At 52.3% G+C, this 21,200-nt stretch carries 20 protein-coding genes and 1 pseudogene; 7 read left to right on the top strand and 14 right to left on the bottom strand.

The window, feature by feature from the left end; genetic code table 11:
- Window positions 1-162 precede the first annotated feature (162 nt).
- Together JRI46_01990 and JRI46_01995 are read left to right on the top strand one after the other, a co-directional pair.
- Window positions 163-390, top strand: coding sequence for a toxin-antitoxin system, antitoxin component (locus tag JRI46_01990; protein ID MBW2038357.1), 228 nt, complete (start codon window positions 163-165; stop codon window positions 388-390).
- 23 nt (window positions 391-413) lie between these two features.
- Window positions 414-695: a type II toxin-antitoxin system RelE/ParE family toxin gene (locus JRI46_01995; protein ID MBW2038358.1), complete on the top strand. Its 282-nt coding sequence runs from the start codon at window positions 414-416 to the stop codon at window positions 693-695.
- Between the two features lie 24 nt (window positions 696-719).
- Here the strand turns inward: JRI46_01995 and JRI46_02000 are convergent, their stop codons facing one another.
- On the bottom strand, window positions 720-1,454 hold the full coding sequence (locus JRI46_02000; GenBank protein MBW2038359.1) for an FAD-dependent thymidylate synthase: 735 nt from the start codon (window positions 1,452-1,454) through the stop codon (window positions 720-722).
- Between the two features lie 99 nt (window positions 1,455-1,553).
- On the opposite strand from JRI46_02000, the gene JRI46_02005 reads away from it, so the two are divergent.
- Complete coding sequence (locus tag JRI46_02005) at window positions 1,554-2,771, top strand: beta-ketoacyl-[acyl-carrier-protein] synthase family protein (protein ID MBW2038360.1); 1,218 nt, start codon at window positions 1,554-1,556, stop codon at window positions 2,769-2,771.
- A gap of 236 nt (window positions 2,772-3,007) precedes the next feature.
- Here JRI46_02005 and JRI46_02010 read toward each other — a convergent pair whose 3' ends face one another.
- The 5 genes and pseudogenes from JRI46_02010 to JRI46_02030 all read right to left on the bottom strand — a co-directional run bounded on the left by JRI46_02010 (window position 3,008) and on the right by JRI46_02030 (window position 7,791).
- On the bottom strand, window positions 3,008-3,952 hold the full coding sequence (locus JRI46_02010; protein ID MBW2038361.1) for an alpha/beta fold hydrolase: 945 nt from the start codon (window positions 3,950-3,952) through the stop codon (window positions 3,008-3,010).
- Between the two features lie 364 nt (window positions 3,953-4,316).
- Entirely contained in the window at window positions 4,317-5,486 is a 1,170-nt protein-coding gene (locus JRI46_02015; protein MBW2038362.1) for a twin-arginine translocation signal domain-containing protein, read from the bottom strand.
- A gap of 73 nt (window positions 5,487-5,559) precedes the next feature.
- Window positions 5,560-6,945, bottom strand: a pseudogene (locus JRI46_02020) (hypothetical protein).
- A gap of 68 nt (window positions 6,946-7,013) precedes the next feature.
- Window positions 7,014-7,310 (bottom strand): hypothetical protein, encoded by a 297-nt coding sequence (locus JRI46_02025; GenBank protein ID MBW2038363.1) that lies wholly within the window; start codon window positions 7,308-7,310, stop codon window positions 7,014-7,016.
- A 64-nt stretch (window positions 7,311-7,374) separates the two neighbouring features.
- The gene (locus JRI46_02030; GenBank protein MBW2038364.1) at window positions 7,375-7,791 is read right to left on the bottom strand and encodes a helix-turn-helix domain-containing protein; all 417 of its coding nucleotides are present in this window, start codon (window positions 7,789-7,791) and stop codon (window positions 7,375-7,377) included.
- Window positions 7,792-7,982: 191 nt separating this feature from the next.
- Here JRI46_02030 and JRI46_02035 point away from each other — a divergent pair, with 191 nt between their 5' ends.
- Window positions 7,983-9,926, top strand: coding sequence for a GTP-binding protein (locus tag JRI46_02035; GenBank protein MBW2038365.1), 1,944 nt, complete (start codon window positions 7,983-7,985; stop codon window positions 9,924-9,926).
- Window positions 9,927-9,963: 37 nt separating this feature from the next.
- Here the strand turns inward: JRI46_02035 and JRI46_02040 are convergent, their stop codons facing one another.
- The 3 genes from JRI46_02040 to JRI46_02050 form a co-directional block, all read right to left on the bottom strand.
- A complete protein-coding gene (locus JRI46_02040) occupies window positions 9,964-11,070 on the bottom strand; it encodes a DUF362 domain-containing protein (protein ID MBW2038366.1) in 1,107 nt (368 codons plus the stop codon).
- Window positions 11,071-11,160: 90 nt separating this feature from the next.
- A complete protein-coding gene (gene hemC, locus JRI46_02045) occupies window positions 11,161-12,096 on the bottom strand; it encodes a hydroxymethylbilane synthase (protein ID MBW2038367.1) in 936 nt (311 codons plus the stop codon).
- A 319-nt stretch (window positions 12,097-12,415) separates the two neighbouring features.
- Window positions 12,416-12,997, bottom strand: coding sequence for an HD domain-containing protein (locus JRI46_02050; GenBank protein ID MBW2038368.1), 582 nt, complete (start codon window positions 12,995-12,997; stop codon window positions 12,416-12,418).
- Window positions 12,998-13,155: 158 nt separating this feature from the next.
- Here JRI46_02050 and JRI46_02055 point away from each other — a divergent pair, with 158 nt between their 5' ends.
- The 3 genes from JRI46_02055 (at window position 13,156) to JRI46_02065 (ending at window position 16,964) form a co-directional block, all read left to right on the top strand.
- The gene (locus JRI46_02055) at window positions 13,156-14,520 is read left to right on the top strand and encodes a B12-binding domain-containing radical SAM protein (GenBank protein ID MBW2038369.1); all 1,365 of its coding nucleotides are present in this window, start codon (window positions 13,156-13,158) and stop codon (window positions 14,518-14,520) included.
- A gap of 226 nt (window positions 14,521-14,746) precedes the next feature.
- Window positions 14,747-15,478, top strand: coding sequence for a hypothetical protein (locus JRI46_02060; GenBank protein MBW2038370.1), 732 nt, complete (start codon window positions 14,747-14,749; stop codon window positions 15,476-15,478).
- A 583-nt stretch (window positions 15,479-16,061) separates the two neighbouring features.
- Window positions 16,062-16,964, top strand: coding sequence for a DUF362 domain-containing protein (locus tag JRI46_02065; GenBank protein MBW2038371.1), 903 nt, complete (start codon window positions 16,062-16,064; stop codon window positions 16,962-16,964).
- Window positions 16,965-17,054: 90 nt separating this feature from the next.
- Here JRI46_02065 and JRI46_02070 read toward each other — a convergent pair whose 3' ends face one another.
- From JRI46_02070 to JRI46_02090, 5 genes are all read right to left on the bottom strand, one after another.
- Window positions 17,055-17,228 (bottom strand): hypothetical protein, encoded by a 174-nt coding sequence (locus tag JRI46_02070; GenBank protein ID MBW2038372.1) that lies wholly within the window; start codon window positions 17,226-17,228, stop codon window positions 17,055-17,057.
- A gap of 49 nt (window positions 17,229-17,277) precedes the next feature.
- Window positions 17,278-17,880, bottom strand: a complete 603-nt coding sequence (locus JRI46_02075) for an AAA family ATPase (GenBank protein MBW2038373.1) — start codon at window positions 17,878-17,880, stop codon at window positions 17,278-17,280.
- Window positions 17,881-17,928: 48 nt separating this feature from the next.
- Window positions 17,929-18,801, bottom strand: a complete 873-nt coding sequence (locus JRI46_02080) for a PHP domain-containing protein (GenBank protein ID MBW2038374.1) — start codon at window positions 18,799-18,801, stop codon at window positions 17,929-17,931.
- Window positions 18,802-18,916: 115 nt separating this feature from the next.
- Entirely contained in the window at window positions 18,917-19,933 is a 1,017-nt protein-coding gene (locus JRI46_02085) for a hypothetical protein (protein ID MBW2038375.1), read from the bottom strand.
- Window positions 19,934-19,935: 2 nt separating this feature from the next.
- Window positions 19,936-21,075, bottom strand: coding sequence for a deoxyguanosinetriphosphate triphosphohydrolase (locus JRI46_02090; GenBank protein ID MBW2038376.1), 1,140 nt, complete (start codon window positions 21,073-21,075; stop codon window positions 19,936-19,938).
- Between the last annotated feature and the right edge of the window lie 125 nt (window positions 21,076-21,200).

Genomic DNA, 21,200 nt, shown 5'->3' on the forward strand with positions numbered 1-21,200 from the left:
GGAATTCCGTAAGATCAGCGGTCCATATCTTTAGAGGATAGAGGCTTTCCCTTTTTCACTTAAGAGCCGCAACACCTTTCCTTTTCATCTATTGCAAATTTCACATTGACGTGGTGCATCACTTGTGTTACACTTAGAAAACTACTGAAGGAGGAAAACAATATGCCTTCAAAAAATCCTCGTATCAATGTGGTACTTGACGAGCATATCTACCAAGACGTTAGATTTCTAGCTGAAAAGGATGGCGTATCCCTATCTACAGAGGTGAGAAACCTCCTAAAAGAGGCCCTTGAGCTACAGGAAGACCTTTACCTGGCCGCTTTTGCTGAAGAAAGAGAGGAATCATGGGATGAATCTGCGGCCCTTACACATGAAGAGGTCTGGTCTTAGAGCTCTACTTCTGAAAAAAGGCGATGGCTTTCAGAACTCTTTACCATCGTGATGTTAAAAAAGTCGATCTACCAAAGATCGACAAGAAGAACAGGGCTATGATAAAAAGAGCTATTGAAGAACGCCTCGCAACTAGACCAGAGCTTTATGGTAAACCATTACGAAAAACACTTAAAGGGTACTGGAAATTGAGGGTAGGAGAATATCGAATTGTTTATAAAATATCCGCTGATGATATTCTTATTCTGGGTATTATTAATCGAAAAGATGTTTATCAGCGAATTAAAAAGAGAACGAGCGGTTAGCTTTTGACTCATATATTACGTTTATTACACCTCTTTACCGATGACCTCCTCCTTGAGAGGGAATCTACCGCAGCTGAACTTTCCCTCTGGGCAATACCCCAGACGCTCGCACTTCGCACCTCCATTCTCAAATACAGGGGGCAACTCCTTGCGGCATATCTCCAACATCTTGTTCGCCAATGCCCGTATCTCCCACTGTGCCCGCTGGCAGCACCTCTGGGCAAAGAAATGTAATAATTCCCTGCAGTTCATGGTGACCACGATCTTGGTTTCCACGGCCTGGGGGAGGACGAATCTCGCATCTTCATAGGCCTTTTCCCCTACGATCCCCTTCTCCTTAAACCCAGCCACCAGGGTCAGATAACCCCGTTGGATATCGTCCATGAGCCGCAAGAACTCTTTTCGAAGGACCTCATCCTCTGCGATAGAGGGTGGAACAATGTAGTTAAATCGCTCCATGTCCACATACCTTTGGCTCTGCTGGGAGTAAGAGGCTATCCTGTATCTCACCAGCTGATGGGTCAAGGCCCTGGAGATCCCTTCGATGGCAAAGGTGAACTTTACATGTTCCAGGGGGCTATCGTGGCCAGAAACCATCATCTCCCTGATAAAGGTGGCCTTGCGCCCCTCGCTTATATCCTCCTCCCACATATCCCCTGCCCAGCGGGAAGAGTAACACTGGCGATAGGCCACATAGAGCAAAGAGAGGGGGTCCTCACTCATCTCCAAAAGACTTACCTTTAATCCTACTAGGGGCATCTTTCCCTCCTTTTGAGCACCATTTTAGCCTAATTATGGGGTCCCTGCAAAGGTTTTTAAGGTTGCATACCTATCATAAAATTTGTATGCTGGGAAGCAATGAAACGGGTTGTAATTACAGGGATAGGGGTCATCAGCCCCATCGGGATCGGCAGGGAGGAGTTCTGGCAGGGTTGTGTGGAGGGACAATCCGGCATCAGACCCATCCAGAGTTTTGAAGTGGGTCACCTCCGCTGCGGGCTGGGCGGACAGGTGGAGGACCCAGATTACAAGAAATATATAAAGGCGGGCAACCTTCGCCGTATGGACCGCATCAGCAGGATGGCGGTGGCCTCGGTGAAGCTCGCCATGGAAGATGCGGACCTGCTGATAGAGGAGGAAGCCCCTGAGAGGGTGGGGATCATGATCGGAACCGGGCTGGGTAGTTCTAAAACGGTGGACCTCTTCTTCCGGGACCTGGTGCGGGACGGCCCTAATGAGGTAGCCCCCCTGCTGTTTCAGACCTCAGTCCCCAACGCCATCTGCAGCCATGCCTCTATCGAGTTTGCGATCAAGGGGATCAATTCCACCTTTTCCCAAAAAGAGGCCTCAGCTGAGAGCGCCATCGTCCACGCCTTCGAGGCCTTGCGCCGTGGTAAGGCAGAGGTGATCTTCGCCGGTGGAGCAGATGAGATCAGCGAACCCCTTTATAATGTATACGCCACTTTGGGGGGTCTCTCCCCCCAAAGGTCTAAGTATCCGGAGGGGATGAGGCCCTTTGATCGCACCAGAAACGGGATCGTACTAGGAGAGGGAAGCGGCATTATGGTCATGGAGACCCTCGAACATGCACATCGACGTGGCGCCACTATCTATGCAGAGATAGTGGGATATGGGATGACCGGGGGTAACTACGGTATCTTGAGCTATGACAGTGACGGCCGTTCCATGGCCAGGGCGATCTCGCAGGCAGTGGCAGATCTCCCGCAAGTGGATTACATCTGCGCTGCTGCCAATTCCACCCAGGCCCTGGATCGAGCTGAAACTAAGGCCATCAGGGAAGTATTTGGAAAAAAGGCAAGGGGGATATCCATCAGTGCCATCAAGTCGATGACCGGAGAATTTGACGCCTCAGGGGGTATAAGGGGATGTGCCGCGGTTCTGGGCATTAAGGAAGGGGTCGTTCCCCCAACCATCAACTACCGAGAACCCGACCCAGAGTGCGACCTGGATTATACGGTCCAGGGGGCCAGGAGGAAAAAGATTGAATCTGCCCTCCTCAACGGCTTTGCCAATGGTGGAGCCAACGTATCCGTTCTCTTTAAGAGGTTTTCCTAGAAGTAACCGTCAATCCTGCCCCCCTCCCAAAGGATGCTATATGTAGAGGTGTGATTATCGATGATAAAAGAGTCGGTGAGATATGGCGCTGTTCAGAATCTATATGTGGGCAATGGAGATTAGGTGGTGTTTTGAAAAATTAGGGTTTCTTCTCCTTTGTTGAGGTAATTGTTACTCTTTTCCCAGGTTACGTTGAGGGTGGAGATGTTGCAATCTCCACCCTCGATCCATTCCTGCTATTCGGAAAGCCAACCATAGATCGTCCGGAACACCATATCGTGAGATTTTTCCAAGACCAGCCCATGAGAGGCGTTGCCAATCAGCATATAGGCCTTCTTCTCGACCTTACAGTCTTTGAAGCAATTCATTGCATCTTCTAAATCGACAAACACTTCATGTTCGCCATACATGAAAAGCGTAGGACATTTAAGCATTGGTACATATTTTGCGTGGGGACAATATTGGGCGTCTATGAAAGGACCAGTAGGTATTTTGGGAGTTCGCTTCTGGACAATTTCAACAAATTTATTCAGAACTTTTTCATCATATTTATACCAAATACCTTTGGCTGACACAGGATTTGAGGGAACGAAATTTTTCCCTGTTTCGGCCATATGACTCAACTTGGCAACCCCCTTTTTCACCTTCTTATTAACCGTTTTGTAGGGCAACCCCATTAATACCATACGTTCTACTTCTTCTGGATACTTTGCAGCAAGTGCTAGTGAAATCACCGTTCCGAAAGAGAGGCCAACCACATCAACCTTGTCAACGTTTTCTTTGGACTCAATAAAATCAGCAACTGCTTTCATATCCTCTGAACAGTTCTCTGCGACGACGTCTGGTCCTTTTGTTTTTGTGCTCTTGCCGTAACTCCTATGGTCTACTGCATAGACGGCAAAGCCCTTCTTGACGAGGTAGTCCATTAAATTATAGCCTTCGACAGGCAGGTTATACAGTGTGGCCCCACTCTTGACCCACGGAACCATGAGCACTACGTTTGAGGGAACGCCCTTGGCTGCCTTTTTCCCTACTACATAGATATCCAACCCCTGCGGTGTCTTGACCATGTATTCCTTCTGGACAATGCTGATCTCTTTTGCTGGACGAAGGGCAGCACAGCCTGAGAGATAGACAAAGGCCACCATTAACACAATAAAATACGTAATGAACCTCTTCATTTTCCCCCTCCTTATCTGTTGCCGCGTTTTTAAACTAGCCCCCTCACCATGGCGACAAACAATAAAATTAACTCTGCCATTATCACCTCCCTTCTACTATGTCCTTAAAACAAATCTCCTTACATCTTAAAGATTCTCTTGATAGCTATCACCTCCTCTTCAACGGCTTGAAACAAAAAAGGGTTGGAGATGACAATTTTGTTACTCCAACCCTTGCACGTAGATTTTAGACACAGGCTTTGCTGAAAAACAGGCGCAAGATTCACCCCTGCAGTAAGCTCAAATGCCCCAACAAAAACTGTGTTGTGAACCTCTGTTGCAGACGGGTTGGAACGTCTCGAAGCGTCCCAGCCCGTCTCAGTCCTTACCCAGCCTTAAACTCAATGGTGTCGCCGTTGCCGAGGTAGGCCGTATCCTTAGAACGGTACCGGGCCGTACCCCTCACCACCGGGTATCCAGCATCGATAAACTTCTTGGCCGTAACGATCCCGGTGCAGTGATTACATCCCACCTTCTCAAAGCCGTATTTCCCCAATGAGATGACCAGGTCGTCATATTTTGGATCCCAGTCCTCAAACGGTGAGATGTGCAGACCGCCATAGACACCGTGGAGCTTCTCATACTTGATCTCCCGATACGCGGTCTCGGCGAATTGGATGATGCTCTGGTGGCAACATCCGGTCACAGAAACCAACCCAGCATCTTTGACATTGAAGTACAGGGATAGCTCACCATAGACACGACAGATGATCGGTATGGCGAACACATACATCGCAACACCAGGCATGAAGGGGTGCAATCCGGCCTTGAGGTAATTAACCTTGCCCCGGTGTCCGCTGTCCTTGACGTACTGGCGCCCTTCCGGGTAGAACCCATCAGCACAATACATCGTTATTGTCGGATCGTATTTCATGGTTACTGGCAGGCCCCAGAAGTGGTCAAAGTGCTCATGGGAGATGAACAGACACTCAATCTCCCTATTCGCCAGCATCCTATCGATACCTTCCCGCTTAAAACACTCCTCGGTCCATGCATACGACCATCCAGAATCCAGGAGTAGCTTTTTACGGCTCCCATCAAGGAATTCCACATCGATCAGGCAAGCATACCCGCCTGCATTCTCCGGATGCACCGCATTCTCCATCTGAAATTCCCAGGCCTTCTCCAGCTTATCAGGAAGATACTGCTTGATCTCTTTCATCCCCTTTTCGTAGGAACCCTTGCCAAGCTTGCCATTTTTCTCAGCAAAGGGGGGCCAATTATAGGTATACTGGTTGACGAGCAGACCACCTGCGCCCTTGATATCACCCATCAGGTTATCGTTATCGAACCAGCTCGTTTCGCTAATATTGGTGATCTTGATGCTCTTGCATTCTCCAATATCAGCGGTTCCCCTCTTTACAGCGGGAAAGTGGCGCTTGCGCCATGGAGAATAGGAGTAGACACCCATCGCTCCGATGGCCCCTACCGCACCTCCGGCGGCCAAGCCTTTGATAAAATCCCGCCGACTAACGCCTTCTTGCTTTTTTGCCATCGTCTTCACCTCCTTCACTGTCCCATCACTAGGGGCAAAAACCCCTGCGCAGGACAGCAAGTTTTAGATTTTTCTAGGTGTAAAGCCATGTTAGCTTTCCCAAGACCGGGAGCAGCCATACGGTGACGAAATAAATTACCACTCCCAAGACTATCCCTATGACAAACCCTGCTTTAAACATCTTCTATCCTCCTCCTCAAAGGTTTTATTTTTTTACCTTTTTCCATCCTGGCCAGTTGTCCATGAACCAGTGATTAATCAGCATCAAGTTGATCAACCAGATAGTCGGGATCATAGGAAACTGCTGCGGATGGGAGTAGCCCTTCTGAGTCCCCAGGGTCAGGTGGCTGATATTGTAGTAGATCCAGTACACTGCCATCCCGCCGAAGATGGCGACGAGGGTACGGATCACCCAGTTGACAGGCGTGCTGAATCTATTGGGCCAGTTACCACAGTAGAAGGTAAGAAACAGGGCCGGGAGCAAGAAGAAGACCATGGTCTCTCCTACATGCAGCCAGCGCCAATCAGGGGCAAAGAGCCTGCGTGTGCCGCGGATGGCCTCACCCCACCACAATTCCTGGGCAAAGTAGAGGAAGAAAAAGAAGCAGAAGGCAACAGCGATGATCCCAAAGAAGGAAGAAAACCCTCGCAGGACAGGCCTCTTAATAAGTCTGTAGGGGTAGCGCTCCCAGATAGTTTCTGTCAACCACACCGATATGGTACAGCACATAATCCAGGCCACATGGAAGTTTCCACTTACCGTATTGGCAAATTTCTCCCAATAGGGCGGGCATATGGCGCAAAAATACTGCCAAGGATAGGAAAGGATGCCCATATGCGAATGCATGGTGCATAAGTAGATGATGGTGCACAGGAAGAAGGTGAAGATGAGCACGGTAACCCCCTTGGCAGGTTGCCTAAGGTCTTGCCAAGGCCACATATTGCTGAACGATACCGGCCAGGCAGGGCTCAACCAGGAAGCGAGGGCCGCAAACATCAGACAGGCCAATGCCGCATACTCGATGGCAAAGAAGTCCGTGATTCCGGGTATCTTAGTGGACTGGGCCGGATTGAAATAGGCCATGGCAAAGTTCCCCAAGATCCCTTCAAAGAATCCTTTTATCAATACCATCAATATCACGAACATTAGGGCCGTCATCACAATCCCCTTCAACACCGGGTTCCAGTTCTCAATCTGCCGACGCCTGAAGGGCCAGTAGTGCATGATGTAGACCTGCCAGATCAGAACGATAAGTATCCACCTGGTGTACATGTAGCCAACATAAGGGGTATACATCCTGAGCCAACCTCTGGGGTCCTGGAAGATCCACCAAGTAATATAGAACACCACTAACAAGAAAACGGTATTTGCAATCTGCGGCCATGGTGCTGGCCACCTGGGAACCAATTTCCGCTCCTCCAGATAATCCTCTCCAAATATCTCTTTTGCCTTAGCCATATTGCACCCTCCTTAATTTGAGATACATACTAACATTTAAAAACCCCCTCATTGGGAACTAACTAGTCTCACCTCCTTTCCCTTGATCTTTTCTTCACCCGTTGCTCGGGTTTAAAGACCTCCCTGGCGATCTCCAGCTTGCTCTTGCCCTCAACCTCAATCCCCATCTTCATCGCCTCCTCTATGAGGAGCTCACCAGACTCGGAGAGCAGCGGATAACAACTTTCAAAGGACTTAAAGTAATCATCCTCTTCTTTCAGAGAATCTCCCTCTTTATACGAATCCATCATTTCGTTGAGAAACCGAGCAGCCTTGGAAAAAACATCTCTGGTTAGAAAATCTCTTCTGCTCTTATCAATGGCCATCCATATTCTCCACAGGACTTACACTGTTCTGTCTCCACATAAACAAACTTCATCTACCTCACGATCAAGCGGCCAACAATCGCTTCCTGTTAAACCGGAAATAATCGCACTCTTCGCATGGAACTGTACAATTAATTTTCTGATGCCCCACCTCCTCCCTGAGGGCATAACAGTTTAGGGCCTTAGTTTTGTATACGAGACACTGCTCACAACTTAGGCCAGGGCGGACGTGAGTATCTATTGTTGTGCCATAGAATTCCCAGCAAAATGCTGTGGTCTCGTCGGTATGGTCGTAGACGCTTAAGTCCACACCTGTTTCTTGCGGGTCTGGAAATGGAATTCTATTTTTCCTTAAGAATGCGACCAGATCTTTGGGTAAAATTCGCCAATGGCCCGTTTTACCAATCCTATACCCCTTAAGTTTATCCTGTTGGAGCCATCGTTTTACTGTCTCCCGTGAATGGTGACATAATTTGGCCACTGCACCTGTTGTAAAGCTCTTCTTTATCCCCATAACTGTTATCTGTTCGTTTTGTGTGTTTTGGACAACCTATTTCATCTGTTTTTCTTTGTCAAGCACTTTTTGAAAAAAATATAGCAGTGATTACCCCTCGCCTTGTTTGCTATACCTAAGCGGTTATGATATAATATGTTTAAGGAGAATGATCTGTCGTGGCAACGCTTAAAGATCTACAGCCTTCGGGGATCGTAACCCAACCTGATTTGGGATTTCCGGATCTAATTGAAAATTTTTTTATCAGACTCTTCTATGAACCCCGCATCAAGGAACTGATCGGCTGGATCGGTATTGCCTATAGTGAGACCTCCTCAAGAGGCTGGACCATCAGGGTAAAGGGGCAGAAGGGCATCTACGGCCTCCAGTACGGGGGATGTGAGAAGGAAGATCCCACCTGGAATCACGGGATCTTCTATATCCAATACTTTCCTGCTGCGGATGAGGATATCTTAGATTGTTTCTCCATACACGAAAATATCCTCCGTCAAGACCCATCATTCGAAGGCTTACTCCGTGAGAGACCACCAGGGATTGATCCTCTCGATGCTCAATTCATCGTGGGAAGGTTGATTCTGTCTATCGACGCTGAGGAGAACAACCTCTTTCTTTCTCTTTGGGCGCCTGAAAAATGGCGCGAGATCCTCAAAGATGGGCTCAGTTTGCCTCAAGATGATGGTACTATGGTTGAGGCTATTCCCGCCGGGGGGATGGACCGCGATGTCCCAGCCTATACTCTATCGTGGCCCTTTTTTGACAAAATCGTTCTTACTGCTGCGTACCACCTCAAGCAGCCTCCAGTCTTTGTGACCTTAAAGGGGCGTCCAGCCCAGGTCTTCGAGATCACTGGCGAAAATCAATACACAATTAAACACAACCCGGATATCGAAGAACGGTGTCTCTCCGTTGGGTTCGGCCCTGAACTGGGAGAGGGAACAGATGATCCTCGACTCGACTTGGTGAAGAGCTTCTTCCCCGCAGAGGCCTCTTCTCCCTCTCCCCCTCCCTCAAGAGTGATCTGGTCTATAACATCACAACAGCCAGATCCCGCAAAGGGGAACCCTCTCTGGTGGGAAGCCCCCTCTTGGGAGGAAACGCTTAAACTGAAGGGGGTCAAGGCCTTAGGATTAGACTACCGACCCCCTCTATTGTTTATTACTGGCTTTTTGGGGAGCGGCAAGACCACACTGCTCAACCAGGTTGTCGAACATTACTCCGGGATGCGCAACGAATTCGTAGCCATAATCCAAAACGAGGTGGGGCAAATTAACGTGGACGGCGAATCCACAGATGGAGCAATCGCTGTTACTGAATTAGAGGAGGGTTGTGTCTGCTGCACCCTTCTCGGGGAGTTTCGAAGGGCCATCCGCAAGATCTGTATCGAGTATGAACCAGACTTGATCATTGTGGAGACAACCGGAGTTGCCGATCCCCACAATATCCTGGCGGAACTGCCTCAACTCAAGCCCTTTGTGCGCTTTGACTCTATGGTCACAGTCGTGGATGGGGCCAACCTTGAACGGATACTAAAGGAATACCCTGTGGCTACAGCACAGATTGAGGCCTCAGACTTAGTCCTTTTGAATAAATGCGACCTGATGGACGATCAAACCCTTGCCTGGGCACAGCCGACGCTTGAGAGGATCAATCCACGGGCGACCATTGTTCATACTGTCAATGCCCAAATTCCTCCAGGGCTTTTGCTCTGCACCCAAGACGACATTGATACACCTCATCCAGGACAGCCTTCGGATAGGAAAAAAATGCCCCTGTCTGAGCGTCATTTGGCCGAACGCCCCAGTTTGGCCCTTGACTCACAAAACATCGAGACCGTCACCGTAGTGCTGGAAGGTCGCTTTAAGGAAGTCAAATTAATTCAGCTATTGGATAATCTGTCTGACTCTGTCTATCGATTGAAAGGATTTGTTAATATAGAGGGTTTGGAAAAAACCCAATTGCTACAATATGTTGCCGGCCGCTATGAATTTGAAACCCCGCCCAAACCCCATCCCGGGCCCAATACACTGGTTTTCATCGGTCGCCATCTCAACGAAGAGGCCCTTAAAGCCAGCTTGAAGTACTGCTTAGCAGAGGAGGGCTAAGATACCGCTCTTATGGTCCCCTCAGGCCAGAGACCCTTCATATCCTCACCAGCTCATACCCCCTACTGCCCAGCCCCATCTCCTCACCATATGCCAACTGGACCTCCCAGTCTACCTCCCGATGTACCGCCCGGAACTTGTCCTCCCCGGGGGGGAGCCCTGTCGTATACGGTGAGTGCGGGTTGCCCGGTTGCGCCCTTACCAAATCGACAGAGGCCTGGTCAATGGCCACCGGGTCATCTGAGGCGAGGATCCCCACATCCCCCACGATGGGGGCATCGCTGTGTCCGTAGCAGTCGCAGTACGGGCTTACCTGGGTGACAAAGCTCACAAACGCCACCCTCTCCCCTTTATTTTTCAACGCCCCCGCCGCATACTCCACCATCTTGCGCTGGAATTCCGGAGCAACCTCATCCCACTGGATCTTGATGGCCCCCTGCGGGCAGATCACATAACACTCTCCACACCCCACACACCTATCAGGGTCGATAAAGGCCTTCTCGTCCTTTATCTCGATGGCCCCATGCGCACACCACTCGACGCAGGTTCCACAGCCAACACACGCTTTCCTCTTCACCTTCGGTGCTACGGTGGAGTGCTGGCTCAGCTTCCCCTTCCGGCTGGCACACCCCATACCCACGTTTTTTATAGCCCCACCAAAGCCGGTGAGTTCGTGACCTTTAAAGTGCGTCGCCACAAGCAGAGAATCAGCAAAGTAGATCTCATGGGCGATGCTCACTTCATGGTAGGTCTTCCCCTCTATTGGTACCCGAACAGAGGCGTTACCCCTCAGGCCGTCTGCAATAATGATCGGGGCCATCACCACAGAGAAGGAAAAGCCGTTCTCCACCGCCGTTATGAGATGGGAGACCGCATCGGACCTGGTGCCACCATAGAGGGTGTTGGTGTCGGTGAGAAAGGGCTTCCCCCCCAGTTCCTTCACCCGCTCGACGATCCGGCGCAGGAAGATGGGCCTGATATAGGCGGTGTTTCCCCGCTCGCCGAAGTGGAGCTTGATGGCCACCGTCCCCTTGGGCCTGATCCTCTTGGGGAGCTCCACCCTCTCTAATAACTCCCCCACCTTGTCCAGAAGATTTCTTTTGACCTCGGCCCTAAGGTCAGCGAAATAGACCGTGCTCGCCATGTTCTACTCCTCCTAAACCCTCATGAGGGTTTACCTTGCTGCTGGCAATGAAAATACCGAAGTGGATGGCAACATCGGGAGAGGAAATGTCTAAGGTTTACTTTCAACGTAAGCTGGATATATCTCCCGCAGGACCTCCTCTGCCCCCTGGGCCAAGAGATCCTCGGCCAACCTCTTCCCCACCTCCTCAGGGTCCTCCCCCTGGGCCTCAGCGCGTATAAGGTGGGAGCCGTCAAGACGGGCCACCATCCCCCGCAACAGGAGCCCCCCCTCGTGCACCTCTCCGTAGGCAGCGATGGGGACCTGACACCCCCCTTTCAGCCGGCGCAGAAAGGCCCTCTCCCCCCTCACAGCCATGGCGCTTTCGGGGTGATGGACAAAGGCGATCAACTCGTTGACCTCGGCATCCTGTCGGCACTCAATCCCCAGGGCCCCCTGGCCGACGGCCGGGAGCATCACCTCGAAGGGAAGGTATTCGGTGATGCACTGTTCCAGCCCCATTCGGCAAACCCCGGCAGCGGCCAGGATCACGGCATCAAGCCCCTTAGTCTCCAGCTTCCTGATCCTGGTGTCCAGGTTTCCCCGCATGGGGACTATTTCCCAATCTGGGTTGACCCCTAAAAGCTGAGCCTTTCTGCGTAGGGAGGAGGTCCCGATTCTGGCCCCAGGGGGGATCTCCTGCAGTCCCCGCCCCTCCCTAGAGACCAACACATCCCTGGGGTCCTCCCTTTCGGTGATGGCCCCAAGGTGAAGACCTGGAGGAAGTTCGGTGGGGACGTCCTTCATGCTGTGCACAGCCAGATCTATCTCCCCGCGCAGGAGGGCCTCCTCTATCTCTTTGACAAAGAGCCCCTTCCCCCCCACCTTGGCCAGCGGCACATCCATGATCTTGTCTCCGGTGGTCCGGATCCGGACCACCTCCCAGGGAAGCCCTGGATACCTCGCGGTGATCCTGCCCTGCACCCATGCGGTCTGCTGCAGGGCAAGCTTACTCCCTCGGGTACCGATCCTTATTACCTTTTTCATAGCCCAGGTGCTAGAGGCCTTCCCCTTTCCTTGAGGTAATCTTCGTATGAATTCAATCCATCTAAAAAACCACAAGATCCCCTTTTTGTCAAAGGGAAAGGTGGGGAAAAAGTAATACCTCAGTCTTGGTGGGATGGGTTTCAAAGGGCCTCTTGTCCCCGAGCGAAGTTGCTGGGAGCGGTGGGGCACCCACCGAGGGTGAGCAGGAAGGGGAAAGCCCCGCCTAGGGTCGCCGCGAAAGCTCTGAAGCGAGGGGATAAGAGGTCCTCCTCCCCTGATAAGTGAGGCATTACAGGAAAAAAGTAGGCCTTACCGGCTGCTACAGCTCCTGCTCCATTGCCATCTTCCCCAACAACCCCTCGGGGCCGAAGGGAAGGGGGGCAAAGATGATTTGTTCCAGTTTTTTTATCCTTTCATAAAGAAAGTTAAGGCGATCTTTCCTGCTTTCATCCACTCCATACTTCCTGATTATGTACTCGAACCTCTCTTTAATGCTCACCAGCGTTGTCTCCATCACCCTCTTGTCCGCATAGTTGACCACCGCTATCTCGGAGATCCTCATCTCCTCGTCAGGGAGGTGGACGTGGTAGTAGACTATATCGGCCACCTTATAAAGCCCCCTCTCCCTGAGCCACTCTCCTCCCAGGCGAGCGTGATCCTCACCCGTTTTGAGGCTGTGGGCCTTGGCAACGTCGTGCAGAAAGGCCCCAGCCTCGACCAAGGAAAGCTCCAAGGTATAACCCGCCTTTCTAAGTTCACGGCCCAGAAAGCAGGCCACCTCGGCTACCTTTTTGCTGTGTTCGATTATATGGTGAGGGACGCCGAACTCCTGCAGGAGTTCCCAGGCCTCTTGCGGGGTGATCTCACCGTTTTGATAAGGGATTCCAGTATATAGTTCCATCCCAACTCTAGTCCCATATACACCTATATACCTACCCCATCTTTTCTGTCAAGATTTACTATCTCAAATGTCTAAAATTCAATATACAACTACATCCCTCGCTTTTTGTGGCCAACTTTGTTAATATTCTGCCAAGGGCAATTACATAAGGAGATAAGATGAAGGCGCGGATAAAATTGGAGCTCATCACCCCGGCGGTGGAGGACAATGCCCCCATCCCCAACCTCTCCCTCGCCACGGTGGCCGCCCTGACCCCGCCCGAGGTTGAGATCTCCTTCACCGATGACCTCGTCAACCCTATCGACCTGGATGGCGACCTGAAAGACGTGGACCTAGTGGGGATCACCTGCTCTACCAAGACCGCCCCCAGGGCCTACGAGATCGCCAGGTCCTATCGCGAGCAGGGAACTCCCGTAGTCCTGGGGGGAATCCACCCCACGGCCATGCCCGAAGAGGCCCTGGGGCACTGCGATGCCGTGGTGGTAGGGGAGGCAGAGGAGAGCTGGCCCTCCCTGATAGAGGACTTCCAAAGGGGAAAACTGGAGCGGATCTATCGGCAGGGGGGGTTCACCCCTCCGGAACAGATCCCTCAGGCCCGCCGCGACATCTACAACCCCAAGGACTACTTTCCCATTGACTCCCTGCAGGCCACCCGAGGTTGCCCCTATCTGTGTGACTTCTGCTCTGTGAGGAGGTTTTTCGGGGGGACCTTTCGCTACCGCCCCTTAGAGGATGTAATAGAGGAGATCCGCTCCCTGCATCACAAGGTGATCATGTTTGCCGATGACAATATCGTGGGCCACCCCCGCTACTCCAGAGAGCTACTAGAGGCCCTCATCCCCCTGCGGAAGAGGTGGATCGGCCAGGCCTCCCTGGCCGGCTTAGAGGATGAGGAAATGATCAAGCTCATGGTGAAAAGCGGCTGTGTGGGGCTTCTCATCGGCTTTGAGTCCATCTCCGAGGAAAACATCAAACTATCGAGAAAGTATCAGAACCGGCCTGCTGAATATCAGGGGATCATTCACAACCTGCACCGGCACGGCATCGCCATCTGGGCCTCCTTTCTGTTCGGCTTCGACCACGATGACAAAGAAATCTTTGGACGGACGGTACGCTTCGCCATAGAGGCCAAGTTCTTCTCGGTGGTCTTCGCAATCCTCACCCCCTACCCCGGCACCGCCCTCTACGAACGCCTAAATGAGGAAGGGAGGCTGACCGATGAGAGGTGGTGGTTATTAAAGGATCAGGAAGCCTACGCCCCCCATTTCCACCCCCGGGGGATGACCAGGGAGGAGCTCCGGGAGGGGTGGGAATGGGCCTGGCAGGAGTACTATTCCTATCCCTCCATCCTGAGGAGGTTTCAGTGGGAGTATCCGCCCACCTTGGTCAACAAAGCTATCTACTTCCCTTTTAACCTCATTCAACGTCGCTTCGTCCGCAAAAAGATCCTCAGGGGGGAGAGGCTCAGGTGGACCAAGGTTCCCTGGAAGAGTGGAACGGCTCAGCCTTGGACGTTGATGTGAGGCTTGACTTGCCAAGGGGGGGTATGTTAGCAATGGTAAAAATGCGGGCTGGAGGCTGAAATTGAGGAAGAATCTTTTTTTGGCCCTTCTCCTTTTCCTCTTGATGCTGGGATGCACAGGAGGGGAGGTGGGTTTGAAAGGGCTCCTCCCCTCTCCCACCGAGGTGCAGGGGGTCACGAAAGAAGGCTGAGCTCAGGTCTATAAAGGAACAAAGCTCTTCGACTACATGGATGGGGGGGCGGAGCTCTTTTACGAATACCACTTTGAGCAGGCGTGCGTGCAGAGGTATCAGACCCCCCACGGGGAAGCCACGGTGGAGATATACCAGATGGACCTCCCCGCCCATGCCTATGGGATCTACACCTTCGACACCCAGGGGGAGCACCCCTTGATAGGACAGGACGCCACCTATGAGAGGGGGCTTTTGACCTTCTGGAAGGGGAGCTACTTCGTCAGGGTCTTCTCCCAGAACGAGGGGCTCAAGGAGACTATCCTGGCCCTGGGGCAGACCATCGCCCAAAAGATCCCCCAGGAAGGGGCCAGACCCGATATTCTGATCTCCCTCCCCCAACAAGGAATGATACAGGACTCCCTCCTCTATTTCCGCGGGATGATCGCCCTGAACAACGCCTATTTCCTCTCCCACCAGAACGTCCTCTCCCTGGGGGAGGGCGCCGAGGGGATCACCTTTAAATATACGCCAGGGGCTCAACCCCTCAGGGCCATCATGGTGCGCTATCCGGGTAGTCCCCAGGCCGATGAGGCCTTCCAGGCCTTTTGTTCATCTAAAGTCATCAAAGAAGGCGTCTTGAAAGATGGGGTCTTTGGGGGAAAGAGCAGGAGGGGATACGGAGGGGCCAAATTGGTGGGGGATCTCTTGGTCCTGGTCTTCGACGGGAAAGACCCACGTATCGTCACAAACGTCTTAAAATCTCTACCGCATAAAGGGGGTAGGTGATGAAGAGGGTAGCTATAGCCATCTTTCTGGGGGCAGCAGCCGGTGGGGTCGGGATTATTGTCTATGAATTGATTGACCAATGGATCTGGGGCTGGTTGACCACCGGGATCCTCCTGGGAATAGTCTCCCAGGTCCCTCACCTTGCCAAGGGGAGGTGGTTCTGGTGGGGACTTATAGGGGGTGGCACTATCCTAGTCGGCTGGTACCTAGGCAGGGTGATAGGATATCCCGTCTGGCTCGCCTGGCCCCTCCTGGGGGCGGTTTTCGGTACCCTCTGCTCTCGTAACGGGTTGGGTTGGAGGATCGGCGGGGGCCTGGTCGGCCTTCTGGGTGGACTCTTGGGGATAGGCACCCTCCCCCTGATCACCATGGTCCTCTTGCCGTACCTAGGGCTTCCCACCACCTTTGACTACGACATGGACGTGCTAGGGTTGGTGGTGGCAGGGGCCTTTATCGGGGGGACCACTGCTAGCTTTCACCACGATTACCCCCTCACCTGCCCTTCAGCCAGGCAGTGGTCCCCGGGGCACAAGATGCCCGAGCAGGGATCCCCAACCCCTTTGTGGAGGGGGACAAGCCCCTGGTGGTCTCTGTCCAGGGGAAGGCCCCGGAGCAGATGCTCCGCGCCGCATTGGAGGCCCTGGGTGGCCTCAAGCCTCTGGTGGGGGGTGGAAAGGATGCCCTCATCAAGCCCAACTTTGTCTTCCCCCAGCCTTTCCCCATAACCACAGATCCGGAGATGATCTTTTTGATGACCCACCTCCTGCGGGAGTCAGGGGCCTCAGGGGTGGAGGTCTTCGACTCCCCGGGGACCTACCTGGTAGGAACCGAGCGGGAGACCTTTGACTTCTATGACCTCATACACAAAGGAAAGGAAAGAGGGATTACAGTCACCTACGGTGATGCGGGCCGCCGCCGGGAATATGTGAAGACCAGAAAGGAGGGGTGGCGGGCTTACCAGGAGATCATCGTGCACAAGAAGGTTTATCAAGCCCAGGTAATCGTCAACATGCCCTGCCTTAAGAGGCACCATACTTCCTTCCTGACCTGCGCCCTGAAGAACAACTTTGGTGCCATCTATGGGCCCCAGCGCTGGGATGCTCACATCCGGGGAGAGGGTTTCCGAAAGGGGATCAAAGGGGCTAGTGAGAGGGCCAAGACCCCTTTCCGGGATGAAACCCACTTCATGACTGCTCTGGCCGAGTTCGCCGATGCGGTGCGCCCCGAACTTTCCATCGTGGACGCCAGGACCATCCTCATCAAAGGAGGCCCCACCAGGGGGAAGGGAGAGCTCAAGAAGGGGGTCAACAGGTTCATCCTGAGCGGTGATATAGTGGCCTTGGACACCTACTGCTCGCGGATCATGGAGGAGCACGACGAGACCTACACCACCGAGATGATACTGCCCTACCTGAGAGTGGCCGAGAGGCTAGGGCTGGGGACCATGGACCTGAACAAGGTGAAGGTGATCGAGCTAAGGGTATAAAAATAAGGGCAAAGGCCACCCCCTCAACACACGCCTCTCCTCAGGATTTGTTAACAGGCCTCTCCGGATCTTGCAGGACTCGATATCGGCCTATCTATTCGGCGCGCAGTGCCCCCCTATCCAGTGCCCACGGGGTCCATAGTGGCCCGGGACCCAGTGATACCCCGGTGGACAACGCCGCCGTCGTGGGGCACAGGAGAGAAAAAGACCACCGATAAACAACACCAGAAGGAAGCAGGCTATGATTTTTGTAAACCTGGACATGACTTACCTCCATCCAAAAGATATCAACGATCGGCAAATACTCCTTTGGTTACCTGGTGATCTTGTCGATCACATACCACTCGTCTTCTGAATCCGAGGCTGTGTCAACCAAAAGATGCACGATGGAAAGGTTTGGGAAGCGCCCCTTCAGCTCATTGAGGTCGACGGGTTCAAATCTCTCCTTGTTGTTGAAATATGCCTGTGGAGTCAAGGCATTGGATTCATAATTCTCCTTTGTCCTCTTTGAGATCTTGTTGAGGGAATAGTCTTCAGGACACTGGGTCTGCTGGATAATAAAGGCCCTGTTGTTTTTCGAGGCCACCTCCGCAGCCCTTATCCTGAGCTTCTGGCTGATGAAGGTGGCATCCAGAATGACCCCTTTGCCCTGGGAGGCGAGATCGTCTGCCATGGAAAACATCTTTTCATAGACCATCTTTCGCTTATCCATATTCGAGGCCACCTTTTCATCAAAGATGTCCTCCCCCTTGAGCACCTCTTGGCGAATGAGATCCGTGCGCAACATCTCATAGCCCTTTAGCCGTGCGATGACCTCCGTGGTCTCAGTCTTGTTGGTGGCGGGAAGCCCGCAGGCGATCAGGACAGCATCATCCACAATTTCCTTCTTAACAAATTCCTTAAATGATTCTCTCATATAGCAGCTCCTTTAAAAACCGTGTTAAGATTTTGGTTATGCGGTCTTCTATAACACAAATTGTTTCCCCACATAATCCGGTACATCCACCTCTCCCATGAGCACGGGCTGCTGATGGCAGTCGGAACCTCCGGAGACCATGAGCCCCATCTCCCGGGCAAAGGCCAGGTATGCCTCCGCGGTCTTTTTGTCATGCCGGGAGTGCCAGCACTCAACCCCGTCGATATAGTCCATCATGGCATCTTGAATAATCTGTTGCTGTTCCTTCAGCGAGGGGCTCAGATTCACCAGAGAGGTGCCGTTCGGATCGTTGGGGTGGGCGAGCAGAATCCTTCCTCCTGCACCACGGATGAGTTCAGAGGCCTCCTTCAAACTCAATGGCATCTTGGGCACATCGCACTTGATCAGATATCGGCCAAATGCCTCCTGTTTGGTGGCCACAATGTCCTTTTTGATCATGTAATTGGCGATGTGGGGCCTGCCGAAGGCCCCGTCAACACTGGCCTGGATCGCATCGAGGTCCGCAGAGGTAAACTCCGGTAGGCCTTCTTTGACGAATTCGCGATTCAGGTTCTCCAGGATCTTCTCTGCCCGCCTCTTCCTATAGTCTCTGATGGTCTTTAGTTTCTCAACCAAAGAAGGATTGTGGATATCGTACTGATATCCGAGAAAATCCAGGGAGATGGGTTTAGCTTTATTATAGTCCGGATGGGAGAACGTCACGTTCAATTCCACCCCAGTGAGATACTGGATGCCGTAGGATTGGGCCAGCTCAAGGGCGTGTCCCTGAGCGTGGATGGCATCGTGGTCGGTGATCGAGATCAGATCGATCTGCCTTCTCTTTGCCTCTGCAAAGATTTCCTCCAGGCTCCAGCGCCCGTCCGAGCCGTCTTTCGAGTGTATGTGAAGATCTATCTTCATGTTTTCTTTTAGGTTTCCTTCCCTTCTATGCTCTCAGTAAGGCTACAAACCCTGTCCACTCCTGAGACGACCTTCAGGGGGCTGCGCCCCCAGAGAGAGGGGGCGAAGACCCCTCTCAGATATTGCCTTTGACATATTCGAGCGCCAGGTCATAGTATTGTTTTGCTCTCTGAAAGGCATCATCCCTCACCTTCTTGTCGAGCCCCTCATCATCGAGCATGAAGGAGGTGACCTTGGCTCTCACATAGGCCCGGTAGACCTTGTAGAACTGAAGGACACGTGCCAGGGTGGAATCACCCGAGGCCTCGGTATATGCCTCCACAAAGATCCTGCCGAGCTCAGGATATCCGTTTAGGTCCAGATCCATGGAAAGGAATGCCACGTCTGAGGCCACGTCACCGAAGCGAAACCGTTCGTTGAACTCAATGCAGTCGAAGATGTATATTCCCTCACCTTCTATGCAGATGTGCTGCAAATGCAGATCGCCGTGGCATTCCTTGATGCAGCCCTGGACCACCCTCTGTTCGAACAGTGCTGCATTTTCTTCCATAAAGGATAGACTCCACGATTCGATTGATTCGAATATCTCCTTTGAAATAGGGCCGCCGATATACTTTCTGGTCTGCTCGAAGTTTTCCTTCACGTTGGTGGAGATGACATCCAGCCCGCCGAAGGCCCGGGATTTCTCATCGCTTTGGATGGCCGCATACACCCTGGCAAGGTGGCTGCCGATGCGCTGCATATGGTCAGAGGTTACCCTGCCTGCCTCCAGGAGCCGGTAGAGCATGCGATCCTCGCTAATGCGCCTCATCTTGAGGGCGTATTCTATCACCTTTGAATCATCTCCCAGGCGGAAAGAGTCACCATCAACGGAGATGGGGACCACCTCCAGGTAGACATCTGGAGAGAATCGTCTGTTCAGCCGGAGCTCCTCCTGACAAAAATGGCGGCGTTTCTCCAAGGTGGTGAAATCTAAGAACCCGAAATCCACAGGTTTTTTGACCTTATAGACCAGTTCTCCTGTGAGGAATATGTAAGAGATATGTGTCTGAAGAAGGTCCACCTTGGGAGGGCGATGGGGATAGAAGGCGGGATCAAGCATCGCCTTTATCAATGGGGAAAGCTCTACCATCTTCACACCCTTTCATAAGGGTCGAAGAGTTTTTTGTACTCACCCAGTGCAAACCGGTCGGTCATCCCGGCTATATAATCGCATACCACCTTGGGTGCGGGCTCTTCAGCCATACGCCCCTGGTATTTCTCGGGAAGTAACGTGGGGTTTTCTATGTAGGCATTGAAAAGCTCCGTTATGAACTTTTCTGCCTTTATCCTCATCCTCTCCACCCGCCAGTGACGGTATAGCCTTTTATATAGGAATGCCTTTAAGAGGTCGCTATCCTTTTGGACTTGAGGGCTATAACTGACCGAGTTTCTCCTTATACATCTTACATCTTTTAGTGTCTCTATGCCGCTGTCTTTTATTGCTTTTTGGGTCTGTGCCACTACGTCCTGGATTAGAAGGCCGATGAGGTGGCTTATGGCCGTATATTTTTTCGCCTTTGGTATAGCATGAGGATATTTTCTCTCCACCCTCTGGTAGACCTCCTGCCATATAGGGACTTCCATGAGCTCCTCCATCTGGATAAGGCTCGATTCCAACCCGTCATCTATATCGTGATTGTTGTATGCAATCTCATCGGCCAAGTTTATTATCTGGGCCTCCAAGGTGGGGGCCAGGCTCATCTCGTATTCGGAAAGGTCAACGGATGGTGAATCGTGATAGGAAGAATGCTTGGCCAATCCCTCCCTCGTCTCAAAGGTCAGGTTCAGACCAGGGAAATTGGGATATCTCTCCTCCAGCATCTCCACTACCCGCAGGCTCTGGAGGTTGTGCTCAAAGCCTCCGTAATCGGACATCAGGACGTTTAGGGCACTTTCTCCCGCATGGCCGAAAGGGGTATGTCCCAGGTCATGCGCCAAGGCGATGGCCTCGGTGAGCTCCTCGTTGAGCCTCAGCTTACGCGCAATCCCCCTGGCGATCTGGGCCACTTCCAAGGAGTGGGTGAGGCGTGTCCGGTAATAATCTCCCTCGTGGTTGACGAAGACCTGGGTCTTATACTCCAGCCTCCTGAAGGCGGCGCAGTGGATGATCCGATCCCGATCCCTCTCGAAGGCAGGCCGATCGTCCTTGAACTCCTCTGGATACTTCCTGCCCTTGGAGCTGCGGCTGCAGGAGGCATAAGGGGCGAGATCGCGGCGCTCATAATCGACCATTTCCTTCACCTCATGGGCATCTTATAGCCTCCTCTCTCCCCTTGTCAAGGGAGTGAACCCCAAAGCCCCCTGCAAACTGATAAGCCGTTCTAAATGATTTTGGGCTTCTATGAACATTTTCCTTG

The sequence above is a fragment of the Deltaproteobacteria bacterium genome, assembly GCA_019308925.1.
Taxonomy (GTDB): domain Bacteria; phylum Desulfobacterota; class B13-G15; order B13-G15; family RBG-16-54-18; genus JAFDHG01.

What these genes read in the sequence shown, in the direction of transcription:
- JRI46_02080 (MBW2038374.1), bottom strand. Translation starts at nt 18,801, where the DNA reads ATGAAGATAGATCTTCACATACACTCGAAAGACGGCTCGGACGGGCGC.
- JRI46_02040 (MBW2038366.1), bottom strand. Translation starts at nt 11,070, where the DNA reads ATGGCGAGCACGGTCTATTTCGCTGACCTTAGGGCCGAGGTCAAAAGA.
- JRI46_01995 (MBW2038358.1), top strand. Translation starts at nt 414, where the DNA reads ATGGCTTTCAGAACTCTTTACCATCGTGATGTTAAAAAAGTCGATCTA.
- JRI46_02070 (MBW2038372.1), bottom strand. Translation starts at nt 17,228, where the DNA reads ATGTCCAGGTTTACAAAAATCATAGCCTGCTTCCTTCTGGTGTTGTTT.
- JRI46_02085 (MBW2038375.1), bottom strand. Translation starts at nt 19,933, where the DNA reads ATGGTAGAGCTTTCCCCATTGATAAAGGCGATGCTTGATCCCGCCTTC.
- JRI46_02050 (MBW2038368.1), bottom strand. Translation starts at nt 12,997, where the DNA reads ATGGAACTATATACTGGAATCCCTTATCAAAACGGTGAGATCACCCCG.
- JRI46_02025 (MBW2038363.1), bottom strand. Translation starts at nt 7,310, where the DNA reads ATGGCCATTGATAAGAGCAGAAGAGATTTTCTAACCAGAGATGTTTTT.
- hemC (MBW2038367.1), bottom strand. Translation starts at nt 12,096, where the DNA reads ATGAAAAAGGTAATAAGGATCGGTACCCGAGGGAGTAAGCTTGCCCTG.
- JRI46_02090 (MBW2038376.1), bottom strand. Translation starts at nt 21,075, where the DNA reads ATGGTCGATTATGAGCGCCGCGATCTCGCCCCTTATGCCTCCTGCAGC.
- JRI46_02015 (MBW2038362.1), bottom strand. Translation starts at nt 5,486, where the DNA reads ATGGCAAAAAAGCAAGAAGGCGTTAGTCGGCGGGATTTTATCAAAGGC.
- JRI46_02055 (MBW2038369.1), top strand. Translation starts at nt 13,156, where the DNA reads ATGAAGGCGCGGATAAAATTGGAGCTCATCACCCCGGCGGTGGAGGAC.
- JRI46_02060 (MBW2038370.1), top strand. Translation starts at nt 14,747, where the DNA reads ATGGATGGGGGGGCGGAGCTCTTTTACGAATACCACTTTGAGCAGGCG.
- JRI46_02010 (MBW2038361.1), bottom strand. Translation starts at nt 3,952, where the DNA reads ATGAAGAGGTTCATTACGTATTTTATTGTGTTAATGGTGGCCTTTGTC.
- JRI46_02005 (MBW2038360.1), top strand. Translation starts at nt 1,554, where the DNA reads ATGAAACGGGTTGTAATTACAGGGATAGGGGTCATCAGCCCCATCGGG.
- JRI46_02075 (MBW2038373.1), bottom strand. Translation starts at nt 17,880, where the DNA reads ATGAGAGAATCATTTAAGGAATTTGTTAAGAAGGAAATTGTGGATGAT.
- JRI46_02000 (MBW2038359.1), bottom strand. Translation starts at nt 1,454, where the DNA reads ATGCCCCTAGTAGGATTAAAGGTAAGTCTTTTGGAGATGAGTGAGGAC.
- JRI46_01990 (MBW2038357.1), top strand. Translation starts at nt 163, where the DNA reads ATGCCTTCAAAAAATCCTCGTATCAATGTGGTACTTGACGAGCATATC.